This is a genomic window from Corynebacterium sp. UMB6689 (assembly GCF_030215295.1).
In the GTDB taxonomy this organism is placed as follows: Bacteria; Actinomycetota; Actinomycetes; order Mycobacteriales; family Mycobacteriaceae; genus Corynebacterium; species Corynebacterium aurimucosum.
The window spans coordinates 31,190-57,990 of sequence record NZ_JASOLS010000005.1 but is presented as its reverse complement, the minus strand read 5'-3'; the positions used below and the strand labels follow the sequence as shown (position 1 = coordinate 57,990).

General features: G+C 60.9%; 28 protein-coding genes. 23 read left to right on the top strand and 5 right to left on the bottom strand.

The window, feature by feature from the left end; translation table 11 throughout:
• The first annotated feature begins 2 nt into the window (after positions 1 to 2).
• Positions 3 to 1,097: a sugar phosphate nucleotidyltransferase gene (locus QP363_RS04110; RefSeq protein ID WP_070446197.1), complete on the top strand. Its 1,095-nt coding sequence runs from the start codon at positions 3 to 5 to the stop codon at positions 1,095 to 1,097.
• A gap of 533 nt (positions 1,098 to 1,630) precedes the next feature.
• Entirely contained in the window at positions 1,631 to 1,879 is a 249-nt protein-coding gene (locus QP363_RS04105) for a WhiB family transcriptional regulator (protein WP_005528147.1), read from the top strand.
• 83 nt (positions 1,880 to 1,962) lie between these two features.
• Here QP363_RS04105 and QP363_RS04100 read toward each other — a convergent pair whose 3' ends face one another.
• Complete coding sequence (locus tag QP363_RS04100) at positions 1,963 to 2,433, bottom strand: metallopeptidase family protein (protein ID WP_070644146.1); 471 nt, start codon at positions 2,431 to 2,433, stop codon at positions 1,963 to 1,965.
• 93 nt (positions 2,434 to 2,526) lie between these two features.
• Between QP363_RS04100 and QP363_RS04095 the strand changes: the two genes are divergently transcribed.
• A complete protein-coding gene (locus QP363_RS04095; protein ID WP_012714896.1) occupies positions 2,527 to 2,970 on the top strand; it encodes a DUF3499 domain-containing protein in 444 nt (147 codons plus the stop codon).
• A 67-nt stretch (positions 2,971 to 3,037) separates the two neighbouring features.
• On the top strand, positions 3,038 to 4,405 hold the full coding sequence (locus tag QP363_RS04090; RefSeq protein ID WP_070644141.1) for a phosphomannomutase/phosphoglucomutase: 1,368 nt from the start codon (positions 3,038 to 3,040) through the stop codon (positions 4,403 to 4,405).
• Positions 4,406 to 4,544: 139 nt separating this feature from the next.
• On the opposite strand, the gene QP363_RS04085 is transcribed toward QP363_RS04090, so the two are convergent.
• Positions 4,545 to 5,897 carry an FAD-dependent oxidoreductase gene (locus QP363_RS04085; RefSeq protein WP_070644138.1) on the bottom strand — a complete coding sequence of 451 codons (1,353 nt, stop codon included), beginning with the start codon at positions 5,895 to 5,897 and terminating at the stop codon, positions 4,545 to 4,547.
• 229 nt (positions 5,898 to 6,126) lie between these two features.
• Between QP363_RS04085 and QP363_RS04080 the strand changes: the two genes are divergently transcribed.
• The 4 genes from QP363_RS04080 to QP363_RS04065 are packed head-to-tail and all read left to right on the top strand — an operon-like array spanning position 6,127 to position 9,740.
• Positions 6,127 to 7,797: a nitrite/sulfite reductase gene (locus QP363_RS04080; RefSeq protein ID WP_070644137.1), complete on the top strand. Its 1,671-nt coding sequence runs from the start codon at positions 6,127 to 6,129 to the stop codon at positions 7,795 to 7,797.
• Positions 7,794 to 8,048, top strand: a complete 255-nt coding sequence (locus QP363_RS04075) for a hypothetical protein (RefSeq protein ID WP_070644136.1) — start codon at positions 7,794 to 7,796, stop codon at positions 8,046 to 8,048. The genes QP363_RS04080 and QP363_RS04075 overlap by 4 nt, the downstream gene beginning before the upstream one ends.
• 11 nt (positions 8,049 to 8,059) lie before the next feature.
• Complete coding sequence (locus tag QP363_RS04070; protein WP_070711168.1) at positions 8,060 to 8,752, top strand: sirohydrochlorin chelatase; 693 nt, start codon at positions 8,060 to 8,062, stop codon at positions 8,750 to 8,752.
• Positions 8,745 to 9,740: a sulfite exporter TauE/SafE family protein gene (locus tag QP363_RS04065; protein ID WP_070644132.1), complete on the top strand. Its 996-nt coding sequence runs from the start codon at positions 8,745 to 8,747 to the stop codon at positions 9,738 to 9,740. The genes QP363_RS04070 and QP363_RS04065 overlap by 8 nt, the downstream gene beginning before the upstream one ends.
• 9 nt (positions 9,741 to 9,749) lie before the next feature.
• On the opposite strand, the gene cobA is transcribed toward QP363_RS04065, so the two are convergent.
• Positions 9,750 to 10,478 (bottom strand): uroporphyrinogen-III C-methyltransferase, encoded by a 729-nt coding sequence (cobA, locus tag QP363_RS04060; RefSeq protein ID WP_284762887.1) that lies wholly within the window; start codon positions 10,476 to 10,478, stop codon positions 9,750 to 9,752.
• A gap of 29 nt (positions 10,479 to 10,507) precedes the next feature.
• Here cobA and QP363_RS04055 point away from each other — a divergent pair, with 29 nt between their 5' ends.
• On the top strand, positions 10,508 to 11,461 hold the full coding sequence (locus QP363_RS04055) for an exopolyphosphatase (RefSeq protein ID WP_246822997.1): 954 nt from the start codon (positions 10,508 to 10,510) through the stop codon (positions 11,459 to 11,461).
• A 9-nt stretch (positions 11,462 to 11,470) separates the two neighbouring features.
• Positions 11,471 to 12,700: a mannose-6-phosphate isomerase, class I gene (manA, locus tag QP363_RS04050; RefSeq protein WP_070730647.1), complete on the top strand. Its 1,230-nt coding sequence runs from the start codon at positions 11,471 to 11,473 to the stop codon at positions 12,698 to 12,700.
• A 92-nt stretch (positions 12,701 to 12,792) separates the two neighbouring features.
• On the opposite strand, the gene QP363_RS04045 is transcribed toward manA, so the two are convergent.
• Entirely contained in the window at positions 12,793 to 13,707 is a 915-nt protein-coding gene (locus tag QP363_RS04045; protein ID WP_070711164.1) for a DNA-directed RNA polymerase II, read from the bottom strand.
• Positions 13,708 to 14,079: 372 nt separating this feature from the next.
• Here QP363_RS04045 and QP363_RS04040 point away from each other — a divergent pair, with 372 nt between their 5' ends.
• The 9 genes from QP363_RS04040 to QP363_RS04000 all read left to right on the top strand — a co-directional run bounded on the left by QP363_RS04040 (position 14,080) and on the right by QP363_RS04000 (position 24,070).
• The gene (locus QP363_RS04040; RefSeq protein ID WP_070446169.1) at positions 14,080 to 14,433 is read left to right on the top strand and encodes a DUF4259 domain-containing protein; all 354 of its coding nucleotides are present in this window, start codon (positions 14,080 to 14,082) and stop codon (positions 14,431 to 14,433) included.
• A 44-nt stretch (positions 14,434 to 14,477) separates the two neighbouring features.
• Entirely contained in the window at positions 14,478 to 15,098 is a 621-nt protein-coding gene (locus QP363_RS04035; RefSeq protein ID WP_070730652.1) for a dTMP kinase, read from the top strand.
• 1 nt (position 15,099) lies between these two features.
• On the top strand, positions 15,100 to 15,786 hold the full coding sequence (mtrA, locus tag QP363_RS04030) for an MtrAB system response regulator MtrA (RefSeq protein ID WP_070446165.1): 687 nt from the start codon (positions 15,100 to 15,102) through the stop codon (positions 15,784 to 15,786).
• Positions 15,787 to 15,855: 69 nt separating this feature from the next.
• A complete protein-coding gene (mtrB, locus tag QP363_RS04025) occupies positions 15,856 to 17,529 on the top strand; it encodes an MtrAB system histidine kinase MtrB (RefSeq protein WP_284762979.1) in 1,674 nt (557 codons plus the stop codon).
• Entirely contained in the window at positions 17,526 to 19,235 is a 1,710-nt protein-coding gene (gene lpqB / locus QP363_RS04020) for an MtrAB system accessory lipoprotein LpqB (protein WP_070446161.1), read from the top strand. Before mtrB ends, lpqB begins: the two co-directional genes overlap by 4 nt.
• Before the next feature lie 21 nt (positions 19,236 to 19,256).
• Complete coding sequence (locus QP363_RS04015) at positions 19,257 to 19,937, top strand: ComF family protein (RefSeq protein WP_070446159.1); 681 nt, start codon at positions 19,257 to 19,259, stop codon at positions 19,935 to 19,937.
• A gap of 170 nt (positions 19,938 to 20,107) precedes the next feature.
• The gene (raiA, locus tag QP363_RS04010; protein WP_284762884.1) at positions 20,108 to 20,752 is read left to right on the top strand and encodes a ribosome-associated translation inhibitor RaiA; all 645 of its coding nucleotides are present in this window, start codon (positions 20,108 to 20,110) and stop codon (positions 20,750 to 20,752) included.
• A 272-nt stretch (positions 20,753 to 21,024) separates the two neighbouring features.
• Positions 21,025 to 23,577 (top strand): preprotein translocase subunit SecA, encoded by a 2,553-nt coding sequence (secA, locus tag QP363_RS04005; protein ID WP_070644121.1) that lies wholly within the window; start codon positions 21,025 to 21,027, stop codon positions 23,575 to 23,577.
• A gap of 133 nt (positions 23,578 to 23,710) precedes the next feature.
• On the top strand, positions 23,711 to 24,070 hold the full coding sequence (locus QP363_RS04000; RefSeq protein WP_070446156.1) for a hypothetical protein: 360 nt from the start codon (positions 23,711 to 23,713) through the stop codon (positions 24,068 to 24,070).
• Positions 24,071 to 24,151: 81 nt separating this feature from the next.
• On the opposite strand, the gene QP363_RS03995 is transcribed toward QP363_RS04000, so the two are convergent.
• Positions 24,152 to 24,556: a hypothetical protein gene (locus QP363_RS03995; protein WP_083276453.1), complete on the bottom strand. Its 405-nt coding sequence runs from the start codon at positions 24,554 to 24,556 to the stop codon at positions 24,152 to 24,154.
• Positions 24,557 to 24,776: 220 nt separating this feature from the next.
• Between QP363_RS03995 and QP363_RS03990 the strand changes: the two genes are divergently transcribed.
• The 4 genes from QP363_RS03990 (at position 24,777) to QP363_RS03975 (ending at position 26,763) form a co-directional block, all read left to right on the top strand.
• A complete protein-coding gene (locus tag QP363_RS03990) occupies positions 24,777 to 25,187 on the top strand; it encodes an HAD-IA family hydrolase (protein WP_010189184.1) in 411 nt (136 codons plus the stop codon).
• A 12-nt stretch (positions 25,188 to 25,199) separates the two neighbouring features.
• A complete protein-coding gene (locus QP363_RS03985) occupies positions 25,200 to 25,706 on the top strand; it encodes a hypothetical protein (RefSeq protein WP_201829629.1) in 507 nt (168 codons plus the stop codon).
• 85 nt (positions 25,707 to 25,791) lie between these two features.
• Complete coding sequence (locus QP363_RS03980; protein ID WP_070446152.1) at positions 25,792 to 26,103, top strand: hypothetical protein; 312 nt, start codon at positions 25,792 to 25,794, stop codon at positions 26,101 to 26,103.
• 54 nt (positions 26,104 to 26,157) lie between these two features.
• Positions 26,158 to 26,763: a hypothetical protein gene (locus tag QP363_RS03975; protein WP_070644119.1), complete on the top strand. Its 606-nt coding sequence runs from the start codon at positions 26,158 to 26,160 to the stop codon at positions 26,761 to 26,763.
• Positions 26,764 to 26,801: the final 38 nt, after the last annotated feature.

Below are 26,801 nucleotides of genomic sequence, written 5' to 3'. Positions count from 1 at the left end.
ATATGACTGAATCAGCGCCCCAGTGGGGATCGACGGCCGATGCCGTCATTCTGGTGGGAGGTCGCGGCACCCGTCTGCGCCCGCTGACGATTGGCACGCCGAAGCCGATGTTGCCCACGGCCAACTACCCATTCCTTCAGCACTTGCTTGCTCGTATCAAGGAAGCAGGAATCGAGCACGTGGTGCTTTCTACTTCCTATAAGGCGGAGGTCTTTGAGGAGTACTTCGGGGACGGCTCCGAGTTGGGCTTGGAGATTGAGTACGTGGTGGAGGAGACCGCTCTGGGCACTGGTGGCGGTATCCGCAATGTCTATGACAAGTTGCGCCAGGATACGGTCATGGTGTTCAACGGTGACGTTTTGTCCGGAATGGATCTGAACGGCATCCTCGATACGCATCACTCCAAGGATGCGGATGTGACGATGCACCTGCTCAACGTTGCTGATCCTCGCGCTTTTGGTTGTGTTCCGACGGATTCTGAGGGCCGGGTGACGGCCTTTTTGGAGAAGACTGAGGATCCGCCGACGAACCAGATTAATGCTGGCTGCTACGTGTTCAAGAAGGATGTTATCGAGACCATCCCGGCAGGCCGCGTGGTTTCTGTCGAGCGCGAAACCTTCCCGCAGCTGTTGGAGTCGGGCCGCCTTGTGGTCGGACACGTGGACAACTCCTACTGGCGCGATATGGGCCGTCCGGATGATTTCGTCCGCGGTTCCTCTGATCTGGTGCGCGGTATTGCGCATTCGCCGTTGTTGGTGGGCCGCACGGGTGAGTCCGTGGTGGATGAGTCCGCGGGTATTGCCGGTGGCGTGCTCCTTCTGTCTGGTACGGCGGTGGGCCGCGGTTCCGTCATTGGGGCGGGTTCGCGTTTGGATGGCACGGTGGTCTTTGATGGCGTGACCATTGAGCCGGGTGCCATCATCAACAATTCCATCATTGCCTCGGGTGCGCACATTGGCGCCAACGCGCACATCGATGGCTGCGTTATCGGTGAAGGCGCCACTATTGGCGCGCGCTGCGAACTGCAGGGCGGCATGCGCGTCTTCCCTGGTGTGAGCATTCCGGACGCGGGCGTGCGTTTTAGTTCCGACGCCTAAGTGCTGCCGCGCAGTGGAATAAAGCGATAGGAAAGCGCGGAGAGCAGGGGGTGTCTCTCGGCGCTTTCCTTTTCTTGTGTTTAGTAACGGCGCCGAAGGCTAAGCGATACGCATGGCCGTGACTCGTGGTTTTCGTGGTGCGAATGGGATCCATGTGTTTTGCCGGACTGGGTGGCGACACGCCGAAGAAACCTTGGAATTGTTCACAGGATAGGGGGAGGGCACTACATGTAGTACCCCCGACGATTACCCCCCGACTAGGAGATCTGTGACTGATGTGAAAGTTGGGGACTCTGTACAGCGTTTTCGCTGGAGCTGCGCAAAAATCTTCCGCGACAGGTTGACGATATTTAGTGATTCGGTGTGAAATGACATCAGTGTAATAAACGGCACGGCGGGCGCGGCACCGAAAAATCTTTTCGGTGTAGGGTCGGTGCCACCGAATTAAGAGAGAAACGACCTCGGAGAAAGGAAGCAGCGTGGACAATACAACGAATAACGGCGCTATTCTCCGTGGCGGTGCTGCTGCAGAGATGTCGCTCGATGAACTCTTTGGTGCCGTCGAGCAGGAGTGGCAAGACCAGGCGCTGTGCGCCCAAACGGACCCGGAAGCATTCTTTCCTGAAAAGGGAGGATCTACCCGCGAGGCTAAGCGTATCTGCCAGGCCTGTGCGGTGCGTGATGAATGCCTCGAGTATGCCCTGGAGCATGATGAGCGCTTCGGAATCTGGGGTGGACTGTCAGACCGTGAGCGTCGCCGCCTCAAGCGTGAAATTGGTTAGAGCGTAGCGCAACCGCGAGCGAACAACCTTACTTCCCCTTTGTTGTTGGGCTTAGAGTTCAACAGTAAGGGGGAATAGTGGTTTTACCAGGTAAAGCGCGGATCAATATCTCCTGGATCGACATTGAGATAATGTGCCACCAGCGCGGTGAGCACTGTGGACAGTAGTTCTTCGCGCTCCTGGGCAGAATGCACACGCTCCTCCACGGGCATGCGGAAGATGACCAACCGTGCGCGTGTGGGCTGCCCATCGGAATCGACCCCTGCGGGGACAATGCGTCCGAGCGGAACCGGGCCATCGGCGATGATTTCATCCGGCATCACGGTCATATCCACGGATAGGCGCATTCGGGGCACGGTATCGACCGCGAGATCGAGCCCGGTGAGCTGTTCCGCGAAAGCATTGTGGATGGGTGCGTAGGCCTCCAGCACGGCCATGTCGAAGCGCTCAGCGCTGCTGCGATAGCGCGGTGTGTTGTGGGGGAGCAGGGGTCCGCGTGCACCGCGGCCATGGCGGTGGCGGGCCGGGCGAATATGCGGGCGGGGCGTGCTCATGCGGCTTAGTTTAAGCCGCCCGGAACAGGGCTTGCGGCGAGACGCGCCGCGCTGGACTATCTAAATCTCAAGTTAGGGTTTAGACTTGGGCCCGTGAATAGCTCTCGCCATTGCTCCCGCCCCGGCTGCGGCCGTCCCGCCGTGGCGACGTTGACCTATGCCTACGCGCAGCAAACCGCCGTCGTGGGCCCACTGTCTGAAGAAACCGATCCCCACGCCTGGGACCTGTGCGAAAAGCACAGCGCCCGCATCACCGCCCCGCAAGGTTGGGAGATGGTGCGCGTTGACCGCATCGAACTCGATGAGGATGATGACCTCACCGCGCTCGCCGAAGCGGTCCGCGAGGCCGGGCGCGTGACCACAGGCTTGGTGGATGATTCCACTGCTGGTTCCGGTGCCGATCCCATTGACTATTCCGCCACCTTCGACGGCGCCGATCCGCGTAACTCCAACCACCCTGTGTTCCGCACCCGCCGAGTGCACGATGCCCGCCAGCGCCGCCGCGCTCACCTGACTGTGGTGCCGGACGCAGAGTAGCCATTCGGGCGCTTTCTAGCCCGTCGGACGCAGATCACCGCGTCCGACGGGGGTATGCTTGTGGGCTATGCGAACTCGTGAACAGCTCAATGCAGTGATCAAGGCCTATGACGTCCGTGGTGTCGTGGGCGAGGACATCGATGAGAACCTCGTGCGTGATACTGGTGCGGCCTTTGCCGCGATTCTCCGTGGGGAAGGGGAGAGCACCGTGGCGGTGGGCCATGACATGCGTCCTTCCTCCCCGCAGCTGGCCGCTGCTTTCGCGGAGGGCGCTGCTGCGCAGGGCCTCGATGTTATCCATCTCGGTCTGACGTCTACCGATGAGCTGTACTTTGCCGCCGGCCACCTGAACTGCGCGGGCGCTATGTTTACCGCCTCCCACAACCCGGCGAAGTACAACGGCATCAAGCTGTGCCGCGCGGGTGCTGTTCCGGTGGGCCAGGAGACAGGTCTGGAGCAGATCAAGGACATGCTGATCGACGGCATCCCGGCCTTCGACGGCGAGCCGGGCACCGTCACTGAGCGTGAGGTTCTGCCGGACTACGCGGCATTCCTTCGCGGCTTGGTGCCGCTGGAGAACTCCCGCCCACTGGTCGTGGCTGTCGACGCAGCGAACGGCATGGGTGGACACACCGTCCCGGCGGTCTTTGAGGGGCTGCCTTTCGACGTGCGTGACCTCTACTTCGAGCTGGACGGCACCTTCCCCAACCACGAGGCGAACCCGCTAGATCCGAAGAACCTGGTGGACCTGCAGAAGTTCACCGTTGAGCAGAAGGCGGATATCGGCCTGGCTTTTGATGGCGATGCGGATCGCTGCTTCGTGGTGGATGAGAAGGGCCAGCCGGTGCCGCCGTCTGCTATTTGTGCACTGGTGGCGGAGCGCTACTTGGACAAGTTCCCAGGCTCCACGGTCATCCACAACCTGATTACGTCGAAGACGGTTCCGGAGCTCATCGCGGAGAAGGGCGGCAAGGCCGTGCGCACCCGCGTGGGCCACTCCTTCATTAAGGCCCAGATGGCCAAGGAGAAGGCGGTCTTTGGTGGTGAGCACTCCGCTCACTACTACTTCCAGGAATTCTGGAATGCGGACTCCGGCATGCTCGCGGCCATGCACGTGCTGGCAGCCCTGGGTGAGCAGGACAAGCCGCTGAGCGAGCTGATGGCCCAGTATTCGCGCTACGAAGCCTCGGGAGAGATTAACTCCACCGTGGAGGATCAGAAGGCAACGACCCAGCGCGTGCTGGATGAGCTGGCGGACAAGATTGAGTCCGTCGACGAGCTCGATGGCGTGACCGTACAGTTGAAGGGCACCGAGGCCTGGTTCAACGTCCGCGCCTCCAACACCGAGCCGCTGCTGCGCCTCAACGTTGAGGCTAAGACTGAAGACGAGGTGCAGGCCATCGTCGACGAGGTCCTCGGCATCATCCGCGCCTAGCGTGTGAAGGCACGTGCCTTCACACGAAGGCCTCGAGCCTTGAGACGAAAACTGCCCTATCTGACGATTTTCCCCGCGTTCATTGCGGCGGGAGCGATAACTTCGTCAGATAGGGCAGTTTTAATTGGGACGAGCCGGCTTAGTCGCGCGAGTGGTTGACCATCTCTTCCCACTCGACAAACTTCTTGCGCTCGCGGCCCTCGGCCTCACCCAGGGCGCGCTCGGCGGCGTCAAGCTTCTTCCAGCCCTCCCAGGTCAGGTGCTCCAGGCCCTTGGACTTGAAGAGCTCGACGATGTCCTCGTCACGGGAGTGGGAGAGGTTGCCTGCTTCGGCGTCGGCAAGCAGCATGCCGATGGTCTCCGTGGCATCGGACTTGGTGTTGCCGATGAGCCCCACCGGGCCGCGCTTGATCCAGCCGGTGGTGTAGAGGCCCGGGACGATATCGCCGTCGAGGTCAACCACGTGGCCGCCGTCGTTGTTGATGACGTTCTTCTGCTTATTGAAGGGAACGCCCTCGATGGCATCGGAGCGGTAGCCCACGGCCAGGTACACGGCCTGTACCGGCCACTCGGTGAACTTGCCGGTGCCGGAGACAGAACCATCGCCGTTGAGTGCGGTGCGCTCGGTCTTCACAGCGGTAACCTTGCCGTTTTCACCGATGAACTCCACCGGCTGCTCGAAGAGGTGGATCTGTAGGGTGTGCGGGGCATCCTTCGGCTCACGGATGGCGTAGCCTTCCAGAGTCTGGCACACCAGGTCGCAGGACTTGGCCTCTTCGCGGGCCTTGAGGGAGGCTTCGTCGTAGTCGATATCCTCCGGGTCCACCACCACGTTGATGGTCGGGGAGTGGTCGAGCTCCTTGAGCTCCAGCGGGGTGAACTTGGCCTGCGCCGGGCCGCGGCGGCCGAAGACGCGGACGGTGGTGGCCTGGTTCTTGGCCAGGGACTCATAGACGTTGTCGGGAATCTCGGTGGATTCCTTGAGCTCATCGCCGGTCTTGGCCAGGATGCGGGCGACGTCGAGGCCCACGTTGCCCACGCCGATCACGGCGACGTCGGTAGCGGAGAGATCCCAGGAGCGCTCGAAGCGTGGGTTGCCGTCGTAGAAGCCAACGAATTCGCCGGCGCCGTGGACGCCCTCGAGATCGGAGCCGGGGATCTGCATGCCCAAGTCGCCGACGGCGCCGGTGGCGAAGACGATGGCGTCGTAGTACTCCTCGAGTTCGGAGACGGTGACATCGCGGCCCACGTTGATGTTGGACAGAAGGCGGATCTGTTCGGTGTCGAGCACTCGGTGCAGGGAGTTAACGATTCCCTTAATGCGCGGGTGGTCCGGAGCCACGCCGTAGCGGATGAGCCCGAAGGGGGCGGGCATCTGCTCGATGAGATCGATCTGAACGTTGCCGCCGGTTTTCTTCACCAGGATGTCGGAGGCGTAGATGCCGGCTGGGCCGGCGCCGATGACGGCTACTTTCAGGGGCTGCTGGGTCATGATGGCCTTTCGGAATGTTGTAGTAACTAACGAAAGCTTAGGTCTAAACAAGCGTGGGTTTCATTGAACCGGCTTGTCTGCTGTAGGGCAACTGGGCCTAATTACATTCGGAGAACATTGTGGCATAAACCCAGCGTGCTTTGCATATTCGGGAGAAAATAAAAAAGACCGCTTTGTCTGTTATTGCTAGACCGGTAGGTTTTCACTAACCGACGAAAGGCAGCAAATTATGACCACCGCCACACAGCGAAAGCCACGTGCGAAGAAACCGGAAGGCCAGTGGAAGATTGACGGCACCGCGCCGCTGAACTCCGACGAGGAAATCAAGCAGGCCGACGACGCCCTAGCAGTGCGTCAGCGCGTTATCGATATCTACTCCAAGCAAGGATTTTCCTCGATTCCCGCAGAGGACCTTGCCCCACGTTTCAAGTGGTTGGGTCTATATACCCAGCGCAACCAGAACCTAGGCGGGGAGATGACATCCAAGCTCAGCAACGCCGAGCTACAGGACGAGTACTTCATGATGCGCGTGCGCTTCGACGGCGGCCGCGCGGATCCCGCCAAGCTGCGGGCGGTGGGAGAGATTTCGCGCGATTATGCGCGCTCCACCGCGGACTTTACGGACCGCCAGAACATCCAGCTGCATTGGATTCAGATTGAAGATGTCCCCGCCATCTGGGAGAAACTGCGCTCTGTGGGGCTGGATACCTTGTTGGGCTGCGGCGACGTGCCCCGCGTCATTCTTGGCTCACCGGTAGCGGGGGTGGCTGCCGACGAAATTATCGACGCCACCCCAGCCATCGAGGAGATTAAGAATGACTACCTCCTGCGCGATGAATTCCATAACCTTCCGCGTAAATTCAAGTCCGCCATCTCCGGCAACGTTCGTCAGGACGTGACCCACGAGATCCAGGACGTTGCCTTTGTGGGTACGCAGCATCCGGAGTACGGCCCGGGCTTCGATTGCTTCGTGGGCGGAGGACTGTCCACGAACCCGATGCTCTCGCAATCCCTCGGCGCGTGGATTCCGCTCGAGCGCGTGCCGGAGGTGTGGGCCGGTGTGGCGCGCATCTTCCGCGACTATGGCTTCCGTCGCAACCGCAACCGCGCGCGTCTGAAGTTCCTGGTGGCGCAGTGGGGCATTGAGAAGTTCCGCAAGGTACTGGAGGAGGAATACCTCGACGCGCCGCTTCTCGATGGCCTCCCGCTCCCCGTCGCCCCCGGCAACCGCGATCACGTGGGCGTGCACCGCCAGCAGGACGGCAAGTTCTACGTCGGCGTGAAACCCACCGTGGGGCATGCCACTGGCGAGCAGCTCATTGCCATCGCCGACGTGGCCGAGAAATTCGGCATCAGCCGCATTCGCACGACACCGATGAAGGAGCTGCTTTTCCTCGACGTGGAAGAAGAGGACATTCCCGCGCTGTCACGCGCCTTGGATGAGACGGGCCTATACTCCCAGCCCTCGGAGTTCCGCCGCGGCGTCATCTCCTGCACCGGTCTGGAGTTTTGTAAGCTCGCGCACGTGACCACCAAGGCCCGCGCCATCGAGCTCGTCGACATCTTGGAAGATGCCCTCGGTGACCTCGACGTCCCGCTGTCTGTTGCCCTCAACGGCTGCCCCAACGCCTGTGCGCGTTCGCAGGTAGCGGATATCGGGCTCAAGGGACAGATCGTGACGGATGCCGATGGCAACCGCGTTGAAGGTTTCCAGGTCCACCTTGGCGGCGCCCTCGGGCTATCTCCGGACTGGGGCAGAAAGCTGCGTGGGCACAAGGTGGTGGCGGATGAGGTTCCGGACTATGTCATTCGCTTGGTCAACAAGTACAAGGAACAGCGCGAAGACGGCGAACAGTTCCGCCACTGGGTCTTGCGCGCGGACGAGGAGGACCTGCAGTGAATTTTCGCCGTCAACCTAACCCCAACCGCAATCACCCAGCCTTTTGCCCTTATTGCGCTGGGACAAACCTTTTCCCAGATGAGGAAGATGATTTTGCCTGGAAGTGCGAAGAGTGCCTCCGCATCTTTTCTGTACGCTTCCACGGCCAAGACGATGCCCCCGTAGCGCCCGCGCCGGCGGTCTCCTCCGCGGAGGCGCTGCAGCGCTCTCTCGCTCGCCGCGGCCATTCCACCGCGAAAACTCAGAATTAAGGAAACCCACCATGACCGCCCCGACCGCTACCACGGCATTACTAACCTTGTCACACGGCTCACGCCACCCTGAGGCTGCAGCGAACGTTATGGCCCTGACCCACGCCGCTGGCGAATTGGCCGGTGTGCCGGCCACCGCCGCACACTTAGAATTCAATAACCCGCCACTTGATGAGGCGGCGCGCTGCCTAGCAGCGCAAGGAATACGCGAGGCGGTCGTTGTGCCATTGCTCTTTACCGAGGGCTACCACCAGCGCATCGACGTTCCTGAAGCTGTGGCCCAGGCTTCTGCGGCATCTGGAGTGCGCCTTCACCAAGCCCGTGGACTCGGTACCGGTGAGGACATGGCGCGTCTGCTGGCAGAGCGAGTTCCAGAGGGAACAGATACCGTTGTGCTCTATTCTGTCGGCTCCTCCGATGAGCGTGCCAACGCCGCCGTTGCTGGTCTAGCGCGTCGTGTCGGTGAGCTTGCCGGTTGCACAGCGAAGGTTGCCTATGCCACGCGCGGTGCGCGCCAGCCCGTTGACTCGGGCGGAGAACAGGAGGTCGTCGTGCCACTCTTTGTGAGCCCTGGCCTGCTTTTAGATCGCCTCGACGAGGATGCAGGGCGCAGCGATGGGGAGACTCGGCAGATTCTCCCTCCGCTGGGTGAGGCACTCGCCGGCATTGTTTCCCACCGTTATGCGGAGGTGGCCCATGCGTAGCCTCATTCTCATCGCGGTTGCGGGTGCCGCCGCGCAGCTTGTCGACGGTGGCATCGGCATGGGCTTCGGCGTCACCTCCACCACCATCCTGCTGCTAGCTGGCTTGGGGCCCGCGACAGCCTCCGCCGTGGTGCACGCCTCGGAGCTGGGTACCACCTTGGTCTCCGGAATTAGCCACTGGCGTTTTGGCAACGTGCATTGGCCTACGGTGCTCAAGCTCGGTGTGCCGGGAGGCCTGTCAGCCTTCATCGGAGCGACGGTTCTGTCTAACCTTTCTCTCGAAGCTGCCGCGCCCGTAACGTCTGCGATTCTCGTGGTCCTAGGCATCAACCTCGTCTGGCGCTTCTCGCGCCCACGGAGCCGCACATCGCAGGAAACTCGACAGCACTCCACTCCTCTTCTCGCGGGGCTCGGCGTGGTGGGAGGCTTTGTCGATGCTTCAGGCGGCGGTGGCTGGGGCCCGATTTCCACCTCGACGCTCATGACGGTCGGCCGGGAGCAGCCGCGGCGCATCGTCGGCACGGTCAACACCGCAGAATTCCTCGTTACTTTTGGTGCCACGGCGGGCTTCATCGTTGGCCTCTGGGAGGAGATTGTGGCTAACGCTGCCGCGGTTGTAGCGTTGCTTATCGGCGGGGTGATTACCGCACCGATTGCAGCCTGGCTCATCTCGCGCATCAACCCCACGCTCCTTGGGGGCTTCGTGGGCACGGCTATCGTGACGCTCAACATTCCTAGAGCACTAGGGTGGGCGCTGGCGCATCAGCAGATCCTTCTTTTGCAGGTCGCTGCGCTGGTCCTCGGAGTTGCTCTCACGGTCTGGGCGAATCAACGCCGGGCTCGTTCCGCGCAGGGCGCGGAGGGGGATAGCGCTTCGCAGCAGCGCACCGGCAGCCGCGTCATTGAAACAGCGGAGCCGACCGGCCGCGAGGGCGCCCATGCAGGAAGCTCCGCGGATTCGGAGGACGAGCGCGTCGGAGTTGAGTAGAACTTGGCGCTAGAGCCCGGCAACCTCACCGATGACGATGACCGCCGGAGGAGCCACCGAGTTCTCTTCCATCGTGGCCCCTAGCTCAGCCAACTCGCACTGGAATGCTCGCTCGCCATCGAGGGAGCCTTCCTGAATGATGCGCACGGGGGTGTGGGGCGACAGGGAGGCGTCGATCAGCGCAGCAGCGATAGCGGCCGCGTTTTTGACACCCATGATGACGGACAACGTAGCCCCAGATTGTGCCAGTGCTGCCCAATCCACCAAAGACTTGGGATGGCCTGGCGGCAGGTGCCCGGAGACCACCGTGAAGGCATGAACGACGCCACGGTGCGTCACCGGCGTTCCCGCCAGTGCGGGCACCGCGACCGCCGAGGTCACCCCGGGGATCACTTCCGCCGGGATGCCCGCTTCCGTAAGCACAGTGAGTTCTTCGAAACCACGTCCAAACACATAAGGATCCCCACCCTTGAGGCGGACCACGCGGCGCCCCTGGCGGGCGTTGTCAACCAGAATCTCGTTGATGCGCTCCTGGGCCACCTGGGCGCGGTAGGGGATCTTGGAGACGTCGATAAGCTCCTTGGTGCCTATATCGCACAGCTTATCCAGCTGGGCGGTAGGGCCGAGGTGATCTGCCACGATGACCTCGGCCTCCTGCAGCGCCCGCATGCCACGCACGGTGATGAGATCCCACGCGCCAGGGCCGCCGCCGACAAGGACTACCGGATGAATGCTCATGGCCACTAATCCTAGCTATGCTCGGGCCTATGACTTCCTATGACCCCGAAACCGTGGGCTTCTTTGACATTGCCCACGAAGGCGCCCAGGCGCGCGTGGTGGCTGCATCCGTGCCGGAGCTTGCTCGCGTGCTGGGCGGACTCCGCCCGCGCAGCGTCGTCATCCTTGCCGCCGACCAAGTTTCCCGCGCTGCCGCTCACGTTGCTGTGGGCCTAGCTGAGCCCGCTGAAGTCCCCATCATGGTCAGCGAGTCACTACCGCGCTTTACCGGTGCCCTCGATGTCGTGGTGGTGGCGGGGGATAGCCCGTGGGCGGAGCGCGCGCTGCATACTGCTGCGCGCCGGGGTGCTACGACAGTCCTTCTCAATGAGATCGACGACGCCCCCGAGGACACCATCGTCATTGCCAACCTACCCACCGCCGAAGGGATCTCCCCGGTGCGCGTGATTACAGCTGTGCACGCGGTGTACGCGGTGCTGAGCGAAGACCCAGTTCTCGTTTCCCGCCGTGTGGAGGACGTCGCCGATGCAGTGGACCGTGAGCTGGAAGCACTATCCCCGCAACGTGACTCCACGACGAACCCTGGGCGCGCGTTGCGTGAATTCGTAGAGGGCGGGCGAGTCATCCACAGCTGTGGGCCCGATCCTTATGCGCTGTCGGAGGAGCGTACGCGCGTGCACCTTGACGCGCTTGTTGCCCGTATGGCTGGTGCGCTGTGGGCAGCCCACGGGCTGGGAGGGACCGTTGTTGATGCGGAAGGCTTAGGGCCGATTCTGCAGACAGACCCGACTGATATTTTCTATGACCCGTTTGAAGCGGAAGAGCCTTTGGTACCCTTGAGAGTTGTTTTATGGGGACAGGAAGAGGCGAACCTTCCCCACTCTTTCGCAGCAGCGAGCGCCGACACCTCCTGTGGGGAATTGGCCCGCGCGCTGCAGCTGATTACGCGCAGTTATGCCGCGACCGCCTACGACGTGAAATAGAGGATTTCAATGAAGTTGCTCACCAGCGCTGCCCGCAATTATTCGTGGGGTTCGCGCACGCTTATCCCGACGCTGCTCGGCGAGCCGGAAGCCCACAGCCCGGTAGCAGAGCTGTGGTTCGGTGCGCATCCGGCTGACCCTTCAACGATTGGGGAGGAGAAGCTGGATGAGATCATCGCGGCCGACCCCGAAGGACAGCTGGGACAGCGGGTGGCTGACAAGTATGGTGCCGGCCTGCCCTTCTTGCTGAAGATTCTGGCAGCCGCCGAACCGCTATCGCTGCAGGCGCATCCTTCGAAACAGCAGGCCGAAGAAGGCTTTGCCCGCGAGAACGCGGCGGGAATCGATCTCGCGGCAGCTAATCGCAACTACAAGGATGACAACCACAAGCCGGAACTCATCGTGGCGCTCACCGAGTTTTACGCCATGGCGGGATTCCGCCCCCTTGCGCAGACCCGCAGCCTCTTCGCGGCTTTGGAATGCGAAGAACTAGCGCACTATGAAGGCATGCTTGATGCGGATCCAGCCGCCGAAGGCGATAGTCTCCGCGCGCTGTTTACCACCTGGATTACTATCCCTGGCCCCAAGCGCAAGGAACTGATCAATGCGGTGGTGGCTGCTGGTGAGCGACTGTGCAGCACCCAGGCAAGTGAGCCGTGGATGACCACCGTGATGGGTACCGTGGCCAAGCTCAATGAACAGTACCCAGGTGATATCGGCGTTCTGGGAGCGCTTCTGCTCAACCACATTGTCCTGCAGCCGGGGGAGGCGATTTACCTCGACGCCGGGCAGCTGCATGCCTATGTCTCCGGCTTAGGCGTAGAGATCATGGCCAACTCCGATAACGTGCTACGCGGCGGATTGACCCCGAAGTTCGTTGACGTTCCTGAACTGGTCAAGGTCCTCACCTACGAGGCGGCTGAAGACCCGCGAGTGGAGTTAGTGGATGCCTCCGAAACCGGAAACGTGAAGGGCGCGAAGGCATGGTCCTATCCGGTACCGATTGAGGAATTCCTGCTGGACCGTGTAGAGCTTTCCGGCGAGGAGAGCGTCGATGTCGACAGCGATGGCCCGATGATTCTGCTGTGTACCTCCGGCGCAGCTGCGTTGAGCAACGCGGAGGCAGAGAGCCTCAACTTAAGCGCGGGCCACGCTGCGTGGCTCCCTGCCAACGACCCTGTTGCTACCGTCCGCGCTGCCGGCGCCGAGGGTGCTGAGGTATTCATCGCCCGCGTCTAAGCCCATGGCGTGCGGCCAGCCTTAAAACTGCGCAGCTGCCCAGGCTTTGTGTGCGCCTGGGCAGCTGTGAGGGGATTTAAGTGTGAGAGAATTTAAGCCGACTCTGTGATCGCCGGTCCGGGAGTTGGCTCGGGGGAGCTTTCAGCTGGAGCAGTGGCGGTGGGGGTTGCTGCAGAAGGTTCCTCGGCGACGGGGGTATCATCCGTCGGTGCCGCTGGGGTGGGAGCCTCGTTGCTTCGATGAGTCTCGGCGTCACGCCCCGGAGCTTTCGCGCCATCGCCGACTAGTGGGGCGGTTCCTTCCCACGGTTTCTTGCCTGCTTCGCGGGGTTCTGCGGGGGTCTCAGCATCAGGTGCGGGAGCTTCGTGGGTGAACCCAGCTGGCCGCGGATTGAAGGACTCAGGGGAGTCAGAAGGTTCTTCAGGCTGTGGCTGCCCGGAGGACTGCGGGCCAGCGTGGTGGTCCTCCGTTGGGCTCTCTTGTGGAACGATCGTCGGTGACTCCGGTGTGGTCGGCGGCTGCGTCGGTTCTGAGCTCGGCTGAGGAGAGCCCGGTACTGGCGACCCAGGGGCCGTCGTAGCGGAACCTTCAGATGGCGGCGCAGTGGGCGCCGTGCTGAGCGGCGCCTGCGGGTACTGCGTGTTCGGCGTTACCTGCGGCTGCTGGTTCTGCAGCGAGGAGACATTATCAGGGCGGTAGACAGCCGTGGGCGCAGCCGGTTCCGTGCGGTTCACCACGGCATTCGGTGCCAAGTACGGATCCTCCGCGGGTGCGGCAACCTGAGTCTGGGACTGCTTGGAGCGCGTCGAGGTCGGGGAGGCCGTGGTGGTGTAGGAGTGCGTTGCCGAAGATGACGTGGCCGGAGCGCTTGAGGCAGCGGTGGCGGCGGAGGGCTTGGATACCACGGAATCCGGCGCGCTCATGCGCCAAACTGCGATGCCAACGGCGACGGCGCACAGGAGGCCTGCCACGACGAAAGCCACAATGCGGCGAGGGGTGCTCGTCATGCGGGGCGCTCTCCTTCCTACTCAAATTGCTGCGCAAAAGCCTGCTCAAATGTCACAAGACGGTAACAACGATAACACGAAACTGAGGATAGTAAATGGGCTGGGCAATAATCCCCACGCGCTTCTTATGCGAGCCGGTCTTCGGTGCGCTGTAGAAGGAGAGAGAAATGTGAAAGAGGAAGGAAAGGTAGATAGCTAGTGCCGTAATAAAACGGGCCCGCAGGAGCAAGCCTTGCATACGTGCGCCTAAAGAATGGTAGAACTTGGATTAGATAGCGGCTGCGCGGCGTGCCCCGCCTGCGAATCCGCACCGGCCCACCGTGGATATAAGAACACAGACCCCTAATTCACCAGAGCATAAAGGAGAAAACAATGAGCTCATGGGATGAAGACATCTTCGCTGACGAGGCCAACGTCGACTTCTTGGATGAACTGGCTGATCTAGAGGATGAAGAGATCGTTGCTGCGGTCGATGATGCCTGCGCGCTTGCGGCTTCAGGTGAGGCGCAGACTGAAGAGGAGCAGCGCAACGCCCTAGCGGCGGCCACGATTGCTGCCATCTGGGCAGGTGCTCCGTTCAGCGCCGGGGAGGTCGTTGAGGACTACCCCTTCATCCGGGATCTCGCCGGCTCCGGCAGCGAGAACCTGAACGAAAACGCCCTCGAGCTGATCGAAGGTGTGGAAGAGGACTATGACCTTGAGCCCTTCATTGAGGCTCTGTCGTAGAGCCAGCTTTCCTAGAAACAGCTCGAGCACCAGATACACCAAGCATGCTGATCAGTATTGAAGGAATTGACGGCGCGGGTAAGAACACCATCACCCAGCGCTTGCGGGAAGAACTAGCCTGCGATGTCGAAGTCTTAAGCTTCCCGCGCTACGAAGACTCCATCCATGCCCAGCTCGCGCAGGAGGCGCTCTACGGGCGTATGGGTGACCTCACCGATTCGATCTACGGGATGGCCACGCTCTTTGCACTGGATCGGCGCGGCGCCAAGGAACAGCTCCTCACCGCCGCTGCGTCCTCGGACTCTCTGCTCATTCTGGACCGTTATGTTGCCTCCAACGCCGCGTACTCTTCCGCGCGGGTGGGAGGGGAGCTCATTGTCGATTGGATTTATGAGCTCGAATTCGAGCGCTTCGGCCTGCCGGTGCCGCAACTGCAGATCTTTTTGGATACCGACGTAGCCATTGCCGGCCAGCGTGCCGTGGCCCGTGCAGCAGAGGATGAGGGACGCAACCGCGACCGCTATGAACGCGATGCCGCGCTGCAGTCACGCACGGCGGCTGCCTACCGTCGGTTGGCGGAGCAGCAGTGGGCAGGGCGGTGGATCGCCACCGCGGATGCCGATATGATTATCCAAGCTGTCAAGGAGCTTGTAGGAGAACAATAACGTGGCACCGAAAATCTTGGTCGTGGATGATGATCCGGCGATTGCCGAAATGCTTACCATCGTGCTCGAGGCGGAAGGGCTGGAACCTATTGCCGTCAACGATGGTAATGAGGCCATCCCGGCCTTCCGCGAGCATGACCCCGATCTGATCCTGTTGGATCTCATGCTTCCGGGCATGAACGGCGTTGATATCTGCCGTGCCATCCGTACCGAGTCCTCGGTGCCTATCGTGATGCTCACCGCAAAGACCGATACCGTCGATGTGGTCCTTGGCCTCGAATCGGGCGCGGATGACTACATCACCAAACCCTTCAAGCCGAAAGAGCTCATCGCCCGTATCCGTGCGCGCCTGCGCCGGATTGACGGGGGTACGAGCGAAATAATTGAGGTAGGGGACCTGCTTATCGACGTCCCCGAGCACACCGTCACCCGTAAGGGCGGCGAGGAGATCTCGCTGACCCCGCTAGAGTTCGACCTCCTGCTGGAGATGGCTCGAAAGCCCGGACAGGTGCACACCCGCGAGGCGTTGCTCGAATCCGTCTGGGGTTACCGCCACGCTTCCGATACTCGCTTGGTCAACGTGCATGTTCAGCGCCTGCGCGCAAAGATCGAGCACGACCCAGAAGATCCACACATCGTGCTCACGGTGCGCGGTGTGGGATACAAAACTGGAAAAATCGCCGAGTAAAGGACTACCGCTATTTTTGGTTGGTTAAGGCGAGCCCGGGATGGCGTCGTCGAGCGCTGGCGCACGTCCCTGCAGACACGTGTCTTGGGCATGATGCTGGTCGCCTCCACGGTGGTCATGATCATCCTGGCGTATGCACTGGTGTCGGTGTTGACACAACAGCTCGTGAGCCAGAAGGAAGACACCGCACTGCAGGAGCTCGACCGCGCCCGTGTGGCCGTGGAGCAGCAGATCGATGCCACCGGCACAGCAAATTCAACGCAGGTGCGCATCAACTCTGCGCGCGCCGCCTTGGGCCAAATGTCGGCGCAACAGCCCGATGCCCAAGCCGTGTATGAGCCGGTCATCGTCGTGGAAAACTCAGACGGCACGGCCACGACCTCGCCGGAGGGCTACCGTATTCCCGATGGGATGCGCGAGCTCGTCGGCCGCGGTCAGGTTGTCCAGCAATATGCCACGGTGGACCAGCAGTCGGGGGCGACCTATAACGCGTTGATGGTGGGCACACCCATCGAAAGTGATATCCCGAATACCCAGGTCTACCTCGTATTGTCCATGGAGTCCGAGGAGTCCACGATGGCGCTTATGCGTGGTCTGCTCTCGGCTGCCGGAGTGGTGGTCGTGGTCCTCCTCGTGGGTATTGCCTGGCTGGCTACCCAGCAGGTGATCGTCCCGATTCGCTCCGCATCCCGCATTGCACAACGATTTGCCGCCGGCCACCTGCGCGAGCGCATGGTGGTCAACTCGGATGATGAGATGGGCCGCCTTGCTTCCTCTTTCAATGACATGGCAGACAAGCTGTCAAAGCAGATTACCCAGCTGGAGGAATATGGCGACCTCCAGCGGCAGTTTACTTCCGATGTCTCTCACGAGTTGCGCACGCCGCTGACGACGGTGCGCATGGCGGCGGATGTCATCGCGGAAGACGCAGAAGAGTTCAACCCCTACACCAAACGTTCGGCGGAGTTGCTCATCAAGGAGCTGGACCGTTTCGAGGACTTGCTCGCGGACCTTTTGGAGATCTCTCGCCACGATGCAGGCGTGGCTGATTTGTCCACAGCCTCCCTTGACATTCGCTCCTGCCTGGACTCCGCACTGAGCCAGGTGGAACACCTCGCCGCCGAGTTGGGGGTGGAGGTTATCGTTCATGCCCCAGAGGAACCCGTGGCTGTGGAATGCGATTCGCGCCGCGTCGAGCGCATCTTGCGTAACCTGCTCGCGAACGCCATTGATCACTCTGAAGGCAACCCCGTCACCGTGGATATCGGCGCGACTGAGGATGCCGTTGGCATCGCCGTCACCGATTCTGGCGTGGGACTCAAGGAAGGTCAGGAGGAGCTGGTTTTCAACCGCTTCTGGCGCGCGGATTCCTCGCGCAAGCGCCACTCAGGCGGAACCGGCTTAGGCTTGGCCATCGCTCGCGAGGATGCCGTGCTCCATGGAGGCACTCTGGATGCCATCGGCTACTTCGGCACCGGCTCGCGCTTCCGTCTAATCCTGCCACGCACCCCGGGGGAAGCGGTGGAATCTGAGCCCATTGCCCTCGAGGTCCCGGGCGCTCCGAAGCCCGTCGAAGCGGAGGAACAGTCCGCGCTCGACGTGAGCACTGAACTAGGAGCCCCTGCAGTAAAGGCAGAGCCGGATAACGGGATAGTGTGGCCCTCGGAGCGCGAAGCGCGTGGCGCGGAAGCGCCGTTCAATCAAGACATCGTCCCCGATTTCGACGAGGAGGCCCAGCGATGATTCCGGCCCGCCGCTCACTCGCAGTGCTCAGCTGCGTCGCGCTTACTACCCTCGTCGGGTGCTCGACTTTGCCGCATAACACTGATCCCCAGGTGATCGGCACCTTTGAACCTCATGAGCGGGCAGACGATGCCGTCGTGGAGCCCCGCACCGATAGCGAACCGGACCTCTTAGTCCGTGACTTCTATTCGGCCGTGGCGATTCCCACTGGCAACTACGCTGCTGCCCGCACCTTCCTTGCCTCCGAAATCGCTAATTCCTGGGATCCCACGGATACCGTGCTCGTCGTGGATTCCATCGACCTTGTGACCTCAAACATGGAAGACGGTGCCCTCGAGTATTCGGTGCGCGGCAACATCATCGGCCGTCTGGCGAATGGTGGGGCCTATGTCCCGGATAACTCGCGTCTTGAGGCGACTGTCCGCCTGCGCCAGTTCAATGGGCAATGGCGCATTACCGACCTGCCTACTGGCGCGGTGATCGAGCGCACGGAACTGCGCAACCGCTACCGCCCGCAGTCGCTGTACTTCTTCGGTACAACCCAGCGCCTACTGGTGGCGGACCGTCGGTGGCTCTACTCGGGAAAGGACTCGATCGCTTCAGAGTTGGTCACCCTCCTGCTACAAGGGCCGTCTTCCGATATCGCTCCGGCGACCTCCACCTTGATCCCGAAGGATGCCACTTTCTTAGGCATCAACGATGGTGTGTATGAATTCAGTGGGATGTCAGCAATGAGCCAGGAGGAGCGCCTTAAATTTGCCTCCCAGTTGGTCTGGACTCTCAACAATGCGGAGATCACTAATTCAGTTCGCGCCACCATCGATGGCAGCCCCTTGGTTGACAACATGGAGGAGATGACCATCGATGATTTCGCCGAGTTTAACCCAGAGGTAGCTGCCCAATCCGTGCCCAAGCTCTACGCCGTCAACGACGGCTCCCTGCTGGAAGTCAAGGGCGAAGGTAGCACCGAGGTACAGGGCATGGCTGGCCAGATCCATGACATCCAGTCCGCCGATATCTCGGATGAGGGGATGGTGGCCGCGGTGCGTAAGCGTTCTGAGAAGGAATCGCAGCTGGCGATGGGCGAGCTCGGCCACGGACTCAAGGGCTCGGTCAAGGGCGAAACCCTAGCCCGCCCCACCTTTGAGGTGGGCGGCCAGGTGGCGTGGACCGTTGTTGACGGCAAACATGTAGTCCGTGTGACGCGTTCGCCGGCGACTGGCGAACTGAGCACCGCAGAGGTGGACACCTCTGCACTGGAGAACATGGAGGGAGAGATCTCGGTCATTCGACTGTCCCTCACGGGAGCCCGTATCGCCATGATCATCGACGGCAGCATTTACACCGGCGTGGTGGCCCGCGCGACCTCGGGCGAGCGGCGTATCGTCAACATCCACCAAGTTGGTCCTGAGCTGACCGGCTCGGCCTTGTCCGTGGAGTGGCAGACGGATGGTTCTTTGCTCGTGGGTACCTCGGCGTCGAATTCGCCCGTGTGGCGTATTGAGCAAGACGGTTCCTCTGCTACCACCTTACCTACCGGAAATATCACCGCGCCGGTGGTGGCGGTGGCTTCCTCACCGTCGACGCACTACGTCACCGATGCGCATGCTCTACTGCAGCTTCCCGCAGGCGGATCTGAACGCTCGTATTGGCGTGAAGTCGAAGGCCTGCAGGGAGTGCGATCCTCACCCATCATCGCGCGCTAGAGTCGCGCTAAAGTGGGGCGCATGCCGAAGAATCGGGGGATAGGGGAGGTCACGGCCGCTCTCGTGGAGCTTTTCTTGCCACGCCCCTGCGCTGGGTGCGGGGGAGAAACAGCTGCGGGCGGGGTGTTGTGCGCTTCCTGCCAGGAACACTTGCGGCAGGTTCCACGCCGGGTGGAACGGCCGCGGCCCCTGGGGTTTCCGGCATGGGCTCTTGGTCCCTATTCCGATACTCGCCGTGGTGTCATCATCGCCATGAAGGAACACGGGCACCACGCAGTGCGTGCTCACCTCGGGGCGGTGTTCGCTGCCGGCATCGATTACTTGCGCGCCCGCGGTGATATCCCGGAGACTGGGTTGCTCGTGCCGGCGCCGACGCGCGTGTCCTCGGCTCGTCGCCGCGGTGGCGATCCTGTTGCCGCGCTGTGCCAGGCAGCGGCTGCCAGGCTTCCAGGCTGGGCTGTGGTTAATGCCCTGAGCACGGCTGAAAGCAGTGCGGATCAATCAGAGCTCAGCGCCGTGGAGCGCGCCGATAACATGCGGACAGCCGTGCTGTTGCGTCCCGCCGCCCGCGAACTAGTGGGGAAGAACGTGATGCTTGTCGACGACGTCATCACCACCGGCGCAACTCTGCGTGCTAGCGCCGCGCGTGTATGGGCTATCGGGGGTGACGTCGCGGGCGCAATTGTGCTGGCAGATGCGTAGGGCGGGCCATCATCATGCATGAGTGTAGGGGCCAGTCATCGTGTAGGTTATGACCAGTGGTAACATGAGGGGTGTCACAGGGAAGCGGGCTTCCGGCTCCTTATCACAGGCTTGTAGAAGTCCGCAGAATGTGCAGTCATTCAGTCCCCACGAGTATAGGGAGGCATTTCATGTCCCAGCAGACCAACGCTCAGGTCACCATCACCGGCCGTAACGTGGAGGTTCCGGAGCACTTCCAGGAACGTGTCACTGAAAAACTAGCCAAGATCGAGCGCCTTGATCCGACCCTGACCTTCTTCCACGTGGAGCTGCAGCACGAGCCGAACCCGCGCCGCGAGTCCGAGGCAGAGCGTCTGCAGATCACCGCTACCGGTAAGAGGCACATCGCTCGCGCCGAGGCGAAGGAAGATTCTTTCTATGCGGCACTCGAGACCGCCCTGGGCAAGATGGAACGCTCCCTGCGCAAGGTTAAGGTGCGCCGTGAGAACGTGAAGTCCGGCCACCGCGCCCAGAAGGGTACTGGTCAGATCGCCGCTGAGCTGGTCGCTGAAGCTGAGGCAGCTAAGCCCGCTAAGGAAGAGCGCTACATCGATCCCTACGCCGAGACTGTCGAGGATGTTCGCCCGGGCCAGGTTGTCCGCTTCAAGGAGCACCCAGCAACCCCGATGTCTGTTGATGATGCGCTCAGCGAGATGGAGCTGGTCGGCCACGACTTCTACCTCTTTATCAACGAGGAGAACAACAAGCCTTCTGTGGTTTACCGCCGCCACGCATTCGACTACGGTCTTATTTCCCTGACGGATGCTGATGCTTAAGGCCTGAGCCTTAAAGGCCGTAGGGCCTAACACACAGGCTCCCTGCCCCGCAGCGCACACGCGCAGCGAGACAGGGAGCCTTCTTATGTCCCTATTAGGCATTGTTAATCTTCGATCATCTTTTTTCGTGACGGCCGAGGGGAGCGTCCTGCAAACGTCGGGGTGGGGACAGAATTGCGCTTTGGGTTGGGTGGCGAATCGTGAGAGAAAAGCTAGTGAGTACAATGGCGACGAGTTAACTTATTTGTCGCGACAAGAAGGACTATCTAGACGTGTTTGGACTTTCCAAGCTGCTCCGTGCCGGTGAGGGGCGCACCGTCAAGCGCCTGGCCAAAATTGCAGATGATGTTATTGCCTTAGAAGATAAATTCGCGGCGCTGTCGGACGACGAGCTCAAGGCTAAGACTGACGAGTTTAAGAAGCGTCTGGCGGATGGCGAAAAGATGAATGACATCCTTCTCGAAGCCTTCGCCACCGTGCGTGAGGCTGCCTGGCGCGTGCTTGACCAGAAGCACTACAAGGTGCAGGTTATGGGCGGTGCCGCCCTGCACTTCGGCAACGTCGCTGAGATGCGCACCGGTGAGGGCAAGACCCTGACCTCGCTGCTGCCGGCCTACCTCAATGCGCTGGAGGGCAAGGGCGTACACATCGTGACGGTCAACGATTACTTGGCCAAGCGTGACGCCGAGATGATGGGCCGTGTCCACCGCTGGCTGGGCCTCACCGTTGGCGTCATCCTCTCCGAAATGCGCCCTGCGGAGCGCAAGGAAGCGTATGCTTGCGACATCACGTACGGCACCAACAATGAGCTGGGCTTTGACTACCTGCGCGACAACATGGTCCGCTCGCTCAATGACACGGTCCAGCGTGGCCACAATTACTGCATCGTGGATGAGGTTGACTCCATCCTGATCGACGAGGCCCGTACCCCGCTCATTATTTCCGGACCGGTCGACGGCTCCTCCCAGTTCTACGGCGTTTTCTCCAAGCTAGCGCCGAAGATGCGCGAGGGCATCCACTACGAGGTGGACCACAAGAAGCGCACCATTGGTGTGCTGGAGGAGGGCGTCGAATTCGTCGAGGATCAGCTGGGCATTGAAAACCTCTACGCCCCAGAGCACTCCCAGTTGGTGTCCTACCTCAACAATGCCTTGAAGGCGAAGGAGCTCTTCACCCGCGATAAGGACTACATTGTCCGCAATGGCGAAGTGCTGATCGTGGATAGCTTCACCGGCCGTGTTCTGGCTGGCCGCCGCTACAACGAAGGTATGCACCAGGCTATTGAGGCAAAGGAAGAGGTGGAGATCAAGAACGAGAACCAGACTCTCGCCACCGTTACGCTCCAGAACTATTTCCGCCTCTACGACAAGATTTCCGGCATGACCGGTACCGCAGAAACCGAGGCTGCTGAGTTGCACTCCATCTATGGGCTAGATGTGGTGCCGATTCCGACGAATAAGCCGAACCAGCGTACCGATCACTCCGACCGCATCTACAAGACCCAGGAAGCCAAGTTCGCTGCGGTGGTGGATGACATCGAGGAACACGTTGCCGACCGCCAGCCGGTGTTGGTGGGTACCACCTCCGTGGAGCGCTCCGAGTACCTCTCGCAACTGTTGAGCAAGCGCGGAATCAAGCACTCGGTACTCAATGCGAAGCACCATGAGGAAGAGGGACAGATCGTCGCCCGTGCCGGCCGCCCGGGCGCCGTAACCGTCGCCACCAACATGGCCGGCCGCGGTACCGATATCGTGCTCGGCGGTAACCCCGAGGTCATCCTGGATGAGAAGCTGCGCGAGCGCGGCCTCGATCCCTTTGAGGATGAAGAGAAGTACCAGGAGGCCTGGGACGCCGAAATCGATCAGGAGAGGGAACGCTCCAAGCGCCTGGGCGACGAGGTCCGCGAGGCCGGCGGCCTGTACGTATTGGGCACCGAGCGCCACGAGTCGCGCCGTATTGACAACCAGCTGCGCGGCCGTTCCGGCCGTCAGGGTGACCCGGGTGAGACCCGTTTCTACCTGTCCATGCGTGATGAGCTCATGGTGCGCTTCGTGGGCCAGTCCATGGAGAATATGATGAACCGCCTCAACGTGCCAGATGATGTGCCGATCGAGGCCAAGATGGTCTCTAACTCCATCAAGGGTGCACAGGCACAGGTGGAAAACCAGAACTTTGAGATGCGTAAGAACGTGCTCAAGTACGATGAGGTACTCAATGAGCAGCGCAAGGTGGTATACGCCACCCGCCACGACATCCTCGAGGCCAGTGACATCAAGGACAACATCCGCGAGATGATCAACGACACCGTGTCTGCCTACGTGGCGGGTGCGACGGCTACCGGCTACGTGGAGGACTGGAACCTAGACGAGCTGTGGAATGCGCTGGAATCCCTCTACGGGCCGACCATGACGCACGAGGAGCTTGTCGCCGGTACCGAGTACGGCTCCGCCGGCGAGATTTCTGCGGAGCAGCTGCGCGATGCACTGTTGGCTGATGCGAATTCCGAGTATGACCAACTCGAAGAAGCTGTGAGCGCTATCGGTGGTGAGAGCCAGATGCGCAATACCGAGCGCATGATCATCCTGCCGGTTATTGACCAGAAGTGGCGCGAGCACCTCTATGAGATGGATTACCTCAAGGAAGGCATCGGTCTGCGTGCCATGGCGCAGCGAGATCCTCTGGTGGAGTACCAGAAGGAAGGCGGCGACATGTTCAATGCCATGAACGACGCGGTCAAGGAAGAAACCGTGCGCCAGCTGTTTATGCTGCGCAAGCAGTTCAAGGCGCAGGAAGAGGCAAACGCAGTGGATGAAGCGGAAGCCTAGGGCAACCTTGATGCGCCAGCGCTAGTCAACGCAGGACGCCGTGGGAATCATTCCCCACGGCGTCTTTTTATTGGAAGTAGTTAGGTATATACTGTCAGAACATTAATTATTGTTCTTCGGAGGTTGAGTCAGTATGCGCCGCTTGTCTCTGCGAGTAGGTCTATCCGTGTTCGCATCTGCCACCCTGCTGGGTGGCGGCGCAGCTGCTTCGGCTGTGGAACTAGCCCCAGAAGAGCAGTGCCAGCTGGCCTCCGTATTGGGCTCTCAAAGCGATGACTCCCTGAAGGGCGCTGCACTCAGCTCGCAGGATGTTGTCTCCACTCAGTGTGGCGCGGTGTCTGAACCGGAAAGTCTTGATGAAGCTACTGCGAAGCTTCCCGTGGTGGGGGCCACCATGTTTGGCGGCATCAGCCTAGCTTTGGTGAGCGCTTCTGCAGCCTTCGCCGGAATCGATTGGACACCCATCCTGATCAAGCTGGGATCGATGTTTTAAGACCAGCGCTAAGTCATAGGCGTGATTTCTAGGGCTCCTCAAGGCCGCAAACTCATCTTTTCAGAACCTCTGTCTCTTGTGTCAGTGGGTTTGCAGGCCGCCCGAAAGTAAGCGGAAAGACCGCAGGTGTCGGCCGGTTGCAGCGCCGGTAAAAGCGCGCCGTGTTGAGCCTAAGAGCACCGAACCGAAGAACTCACCATTTGAGCGCGCGTGCAAGCTGCGCAGCGTCATTCCTCCGTGCGATTCTGCAGCTGCCTGGGCTTTCCTCCAGGCGCGCACATGCTTAGTGATTTCTGGGGCGAAGCGTGGGTTATTGAGATGACTCAAAGGCCGCAAGGCGGCGGCGACTTCGAGAACTATGACAACGAGACCACGGATCTCTTCCCGCGTGGCCAGGTCGCGAGCTGTGGGCTCGCGCTCATAGCGGATACGTTGCGGGGCAACATACAGTTGTAGGTGGCTCATGCCGGGGATGGGGGTGTACATGTGAATAGCGTCCTCTTCCGCAGTGCGCGGTACGGAGGAAAGCGCTGAAGCAAGGATCGGGGGATGGCACAGAGAAGGAAGCTGGATGTACGTTCATTGTGCCATGGCAGCCCCGTCTGCGGCTAGAGCTTTGCAGCGCATTGGCCGGTGAGAGCAGGCGGGCGGTATGTTCGCTATACTTTCGGACGATAAACACAGTTCAATGCGAAGGGTAGATAATATGCGTGGACTCATCGTCGATTTTGTAGGCGTGCTTGACGGCACCGAAGAGGACGTCAAGCGCTGGCGGGAACTATTCGCCGCCGCGAAATCCAACGGAGTTGCCACCGCTATCCTTTCCAACGATCCGGGCGGCCCAGGTGCGGAGCACATTCGAGAGTGGGAATACCGCGGCATCGTGGATGCCGTGGTGCTTTCTGGCGAGGTTGGCGCTGAGAAGCCGGACCGTGCTGCCTTCCAAGCCGCGGCAGATGCTATTGACCTGCCGATTAATGATTGCGTCATGGTGGATGATTCCATCGTTAACGTGCGCGCTGCTGTGGAGAACGGCATGGTGGGCATGCTCTACACGGTCTTCGACCGCACGAGCGTTGAGGTTCAGGCAGTCTTCGACATTGAAGGTGAGTTCTAAGTGTCGAAGGATGTGCGCGTCTTCCTGCCGGCTACCTTCGGCATGCTGGCTGAGCTTGAGGAGACCGGCCAGCTCGCCGCACGCAGTGGTTGGGGTTTTGCGCTAACACCCGCGTTGCGTGAGTTCTATACCGAAGGCGACGAGGAAGAAATTGAGTACTCTGCCTTCCTTGAAGCTTCCATGGCTTCATTGCGCCTGCTGGCTATCGGGGACGAAGAAAAGTTTCCCCACCGACGCGTGGTCATCTCCGTCGACGTGGATGAGTCCGTGGTGACTCCGAAGCCAGACATGGGTGAGCCCGTCGTGGCCCTCAACCCTGCCACGATCACGAAGGCTAACCTGCAGGCTATCCACGTGGATATCGAGGAATCCGAAGCCGCTACGGCCAAGGCTATAGACGCTATCGACAACGCTGACCTCGGAGATGAGGACGCTGAGCTCGCAGTGGGTGATGCTTTGGACAATTTCATGGCATTTTATGACCCCACCGAACTACCCATCCTCGTGGAGCTTCTCTAAGGATCTACTGGGAAATAATCACCGGTGCCTCACGCGTGGTGCTAGTCTAAGCCTCTAACGCCATCGCTTTAGAAGGAGCACCACCATGAAGAGATCCCGTCTTGCTAGCCTTGTCACCGCCGCTGCCCTGAGCACCGCTGCGCTTGTCGCCGCACCAGTTGCCGGCGCAGAGGAGCCTGCAGCACCGATCGCGCAGGTGCACGCGGATCGCAGCAAGCCGGAACCTGGGAACCCAGACCCTGATATGGCCGTGAAGCCCACGACCCCGTGGCTGCGCATCCTGGAAGGTTCATCCCAGGGTCCAGCGGCCGTCATTATCTCCGTCCTCTTCGGCATCATCAGCATTGGCTTCGCCGCCTACAAGGAGTTTGGTGATTACCTGCCCAAGTTGGGCTAATTATTGATAATCTGCGGGGGTAAAACTTTAGCTCGATCGAAAGGTTTCCTCAGTATGTCTTCCTCTCGCCTTCGCCGCGTAGTTGCTGCTTCCAGCTTGTCGGTTGCGGTTCTTGCCGGTGGTGTCGCAGCCCCCACCGCGGGCGCGGTAAGCACCACCATCAAGGATGAGAAGTGCACCATCACCTTGAGCGAGGAGGAAGCCAGCGACCTGAAGAATGCGGAGTCGAAGGCCAATGATGTCGACAGCAGCTTGCTAAAGAATGGCCTTAAGATTTCGCCCAAGGACGCGGAGAAGCGTGCTCGCGCCGTAGAGGACCAGTCGGAAGAGCTCTTCCGTGCACTGGCAGGTTACGAGGCGGAGGTCGAGTTCGGTGATGAGAACGCCGTCAAGCGCGCCAAGAACAACATTGCAGTGGTAGACACCTTCCGTGTCATCGCACCGGAGTACATCAAGGCGCTCAACGCCTGTGCGAAGAAGGAAGAGTTCAATAAGAGGGAGGCGAGCGGTGCCAACACTTCCTCCAATATCGATACCGGCGGAGCCGTTATCCTCGGTGTTACCGGCGGCTTAGCCGTGATCCTGATGGTCCTCCGCGCGGCTGGCCCCTTCCTTAAGACTGTTCTGCCGCCGCAGCTGGCAGCAATGCTTCCGCTTTAAAACTAGGCCCCGTTAGGGCGCCTAAGGCCTTTCCTGCG

Excerpts from the sequence above, each read along its gene's own strand:
- QP363_RS04110 (WP_070446197.1), top strand. The coding sequence starts at position 3 with ATGACTGAATCAGCGCCCCAGTGGGGATCGACGGCCGATGCCGTCATT.
- QP363_RS04105 (WP_005528147.1), top strand. The coding sequence starts at position 1,631 with ATGTCGCTCGATGAACTCTTTGGTGCCGTCGAGCAGGAGTGGCAAGAC.
- QP363_RS04100 (WP_070644146.1), bottom strand. The coding sequence starts at position 2,433 with ATGAGCACGCCCCGCCCGCATATTCGCCCGGCCCGCCACCGCCATGGC.
- QP363_RS04090 (WP_070644141.1), top strand. The coding sequence starts at position 3,038 with ATGCGAACTCGTGAACAGCTCAATGCAGTGATCAAGGCCTATGACGTC.
- QP363_RS04085 (WP_070644138.1), bottom strand. The coding sequence starts at position 5,897 with ATGACCCAGCAGCCCCTGAAAGTAGCCGTCATCGGCGCCGGCCCAGCC.
- QP363_RS04080 (WP_070644137.1), top strand. The coding sequence starts at position 6,127 with ATGACCACCGCCACACAGCGAAAGCCACGTGCGAAGAAACCGGAAGGC.
- QP363_RS04070 (WP_070711168.1), top strand. The coding sequence starts at position 8,060 with ATGACCGCCCCGACCGCTACCACGGCATTACTAACCTTGTCACACGGC.
- QP363_RS04065 (WP_070644132.1), top strand. The coding sequence starts at position 8,745 with ATGCGTAGCCTCATTCTCATCGCGGTTGCGGGTGCCGCCGCGCAGCTT.
- cobA (WP_284762887.1), bottom strand. The coding sequence starts at position 10,478 with ATGAGCATTCATCCGGTAGTCCTTGTCGGCGGCGGCCCTGGCGCGTGG.
- QP363_RS04055 (WP_246822997.1), top strand. The coding sequence starts at position 10,508 with ATGACTTCCTATGACCCCGAAACCGTGGGCTTCTTTGACATTGCCCAC.
- manA (WP_070730647.1), top strand. The coding sequence starts at position 11,471 with ATGAAGTTGCTCACCAGCGCTGCCCGCAATTATTCGTGGGGTTCGCGC.
- QP363_RS04045 (WP_070711164.1), bottom strand. The coding sequence starts at position 13,707 with ATGACGAGCACCCCTCGCCGCATTGTGGCTTTCGTCGTGGCAGGCCTC.
- QP363_RS04040 (WP_070446169.1), top strand. The coding sequence starts at position 14,080 with ATGAGCTCATGGGATGAAGACATCTTCGCTGACGAGGCCAACGTCGAC.
- QP363_RS04035 (WP_070730652.1), top strand. The coding sequence starts at position 14,478 with ATGCTGATCAGTATTGAAGGAATTGACGGCGCGGGTAAGAACACCATC.
- lpqB (WP_070446161.1), top strand. The coding sequence starts at position 17,526 with ATGATTCCGGCCCGCCGCTCACTCGCAGTGCTCAGCTGCGTCGCGCTT.
- QP363_RS04015 (WP_070446159.1), top strand. The coding sequence starts at position 19,257 with ATGCCGAAGAATCGGGGGATAGGGGAGGTCACGGCCGCTCTCGTGGAG.
- raiA (WP_284762884.1), top strand. The coding sequence starts at position 20,108 with ATGTCCCAGCAGACCAACGCTCAGGTCACCATCACCGGCCGTAACGTG.
- QP363_RS04000 (WP_070446156.1), top strand. The coding sequence starts at position 23,711 with ATGCGCCGCTTGTCTCTGCGAGTAGGTCTATCCGTGTTCGCATCTGCC.
- QP363_RS03995 (WP_083276453.1), bottom strand. The coding sequence starts at position 24,556 with ATGTACACCCCCATCCCCGGCATGAGCCACCTACAACTGTATGTTGCC.
- QP363_RS03990 (WP_010189184.1), top strand. The coding sequence starts at position 24,777 with ATGCGTGGACTCATCGTCGATTTTGTAGGCGTGCTTGACGGCACCGAA.
- QP363_RS03980 (WP_070446152.1), top strand. The coding sequence starts at position 25,792 with ATGAAGAGATCCCGTCTTGCTAGCCTTGTCACCGCCGCTGCCCTGAGC.
- QP363_RS03975 (WP_070644119.1), top strand. The coding sequence starts at position 26,158 with ATGTCTTCCTCTCGCCTTCGCCGCGTAGTTGCTGCTTCCAGCTTGTCG.